2 protein-coding genes and 1 pseudogene are annotated in these 1,803 nt (G+C 63.3%); 1 reads left to right on the top strand and 2 read right to left on the bottom strand.

What is annotated here, in order from left to right:
• A partial coding sequence (locus EN750_RS32580) for an MFS transporter (protein ID WP_127399138.1) occupies positions 1–972 on the top strand: 972 nt, incomplete at its 5' end.
• Positions 973–1,011: 39 nt separating this feature from the next.
• Here the strand turns inward: EN750_RS32580 and EN750_RS32575 are convergent.
• Together EN750_RS32575 and EN750_RS41125 are read right to left on the bottom strand one after the other, a co-directional pair.
• Positions 1,012–1,509, bottom strand: coding sequence for a MaoC family dehydratase (locus EN750_RS32575; protein ID WP_027039056.1), 498 nt, complete (start codon positions 1,507–1,509; stop codon positions 1,012–1,014).
• A gap of 190 nt (positions 1,510–1,699) precedes the next feature.
• Positions 1,700–1,803 (bottom strand): annotated as a pseudogene (locus EN750_RS41125) (phasin family protein); the annotation flags it as partial.

Genomic DNA, 1,803 nt, shown 5'->3' with positions numbered 1-1,803 from the left:
ACACTTGGCCCCTCGCTCGGCGGCCTTTTGATCGCCGGCTTTGGCTGGCGCGCGATCTTCCTCGTCAATGTCCCGCTGGGTGTGCTCACCTTCGCTCTCGCCTGGCGTGCCTTGCCGGCGCGCAGCAAGACAGCGCAGGCCGACCGAGGCACGTTCGATGTCATGGGCACTGCCCTGCTGGCCCTGACATTGGCCGCCTATGCGCTGGCCATGACGCTTGGTAGAGGCAATTTCGGACCGCTCAACGTCGGCCTGCTGGTCGCTGCCGGCATCGGTGTTTTTCTTTTCGCCGCCGCGCAGGCGAGTGTGAAAAACCCCTTGATCCAGCTTGCAAGCTTCCGTGACTACCAGCTGAGCGCCAGCCTCGCCATGAGCCTCGTTGTCGCGACGGTAATGATGGCGACTTTGGTGGTTGCCCCGTTCTATCTTTCGCGAGGACTTGGGCTCGATGCCGCAATGGTCGGCCTCGTGCTGTCGACCGGGCCGCTTGTCTCGGCCCTGTCGGCGCTGGTGGCTGGACGCCTGACCGATCGCTTCGGCGCCCACAAGATGATGGTCGCCGGCCTGCTCAGCCTCACGACAGGCACGTTCCTGCTGTCGCTCGCCATGGTGACGCTCGGCATTGCCGGCTATGTCGTTCCGATCACCGTCACCTGCATCGGCTACGCGCTGTTCCAGACATCCAACAATGCAGCCGTCATGGCCGGCATCAGTGCCGGCCAGCGCGGCGTCGTCTCCGGCCTGCTCAACCTTTCGCGCAATCTCGGGCTGATCACCGGCGCCTCGTTGATGGGTGCCATATTCGCCGTCGCATCGGCCGAAAAGCACCAAAGCATTGGTCTTCTGAGTTCCGAGGCCGCCCGGGGGATGCAGGTCACATTTCAGACGGCGACAGTGCTGGCGCTGATCGCGCTGGTCTTCGCGCTGCTCTCTGCCCGCGCCGCAGGCCGCACGGAATCCAGGGGTTCGTGACGCGCCACACCGCTCAGAGAGTAGAATTCCCAAACAGGCTCAGGCGCCTGCCCGCTTGCGGCGTTCATAGAGCATGACCAGCGTTTCAGCCGTCAAGGCAGGCTTTTCCTCGCCTTCGATCTCGACCGTATTGGCTGCCTTCATGAGATACTGGCCGGGACCCCTGTCCTCCATGGACAGCAGCGTGATGCGCAGCCTGATGCGCGCGCCGACCTTGACCGGTGCCAGGAAGCGCACCTTGTCGAAGCCATAATTGAAGGCAGCCTGGGTGTTCTCGGGCACGATGCCCATGCCGAGCGCCAGTGCGCCGATGATCGACAGCGTCAGATAGCCATGCGCAATCGTCGTGCGGAACGGGCTTTGCCGCCGCGCCCTTTCAGGGTCGACATGGATCCATTGGTGGTCGCCAGTGCATTCAGCGAACTGGTCGATGCGGTTCTGGTCGACCGTCGTCCACTCCGACACGCCGAGTTCCAGCCCGGCCATCGTCCTCAACTGCTCGTAGGTCGGCGGCGTTTTAGGCCGTATTTCGTTCATTCCTGGTTTCCCGATCGCTTCCAGAGCCTCCGGACCACGAACTGACGGCCTCTGTCAATTCGCTCGGCGCGAATCCGTTCCGCCGATTTCGGCCGCAATCGTGCCACGCCGCGAGCGCAATCGCAGGCCAAATCGGGATTTCCAGGCTTCAGGGCCGCCGGCAGCAACGAGCCGGCCTAGACCATTTCCGCTACTTCTTCTCGTAGCCGGCGCGGATTTCCTCCATCGCCTGCTTGATGCGCGTGCGCAGGATGTCGACCGATTCGGCGCCGGATTTCTTGACCAGTTCAGCCA

The organism is Mesorhizobium sp. M7A.F.Ca.ET.027.03.2.1 (genome assembly GCF_003999175.1).
GTDB lineage: Bacteria > Pseudomonadota > Alphaproteobacteria > Rhizobiales > Rhizobiaceae > Mesorhizobium.
The sequence above is the reverse complement of the archived record's forward strand: the minus strand, read 5'-3'. Positions and strand labels throughout refer to the sequence as shown.

Coding starts and splice junctions, on each gene's coding strand:
- EN750_RS32575 (WP_027039056.1), bottom strand. CDS start 1,509: ATGAACGAAATACGGCCTAAAACGCCGCCGACCTACGAGCAGTTGAGG.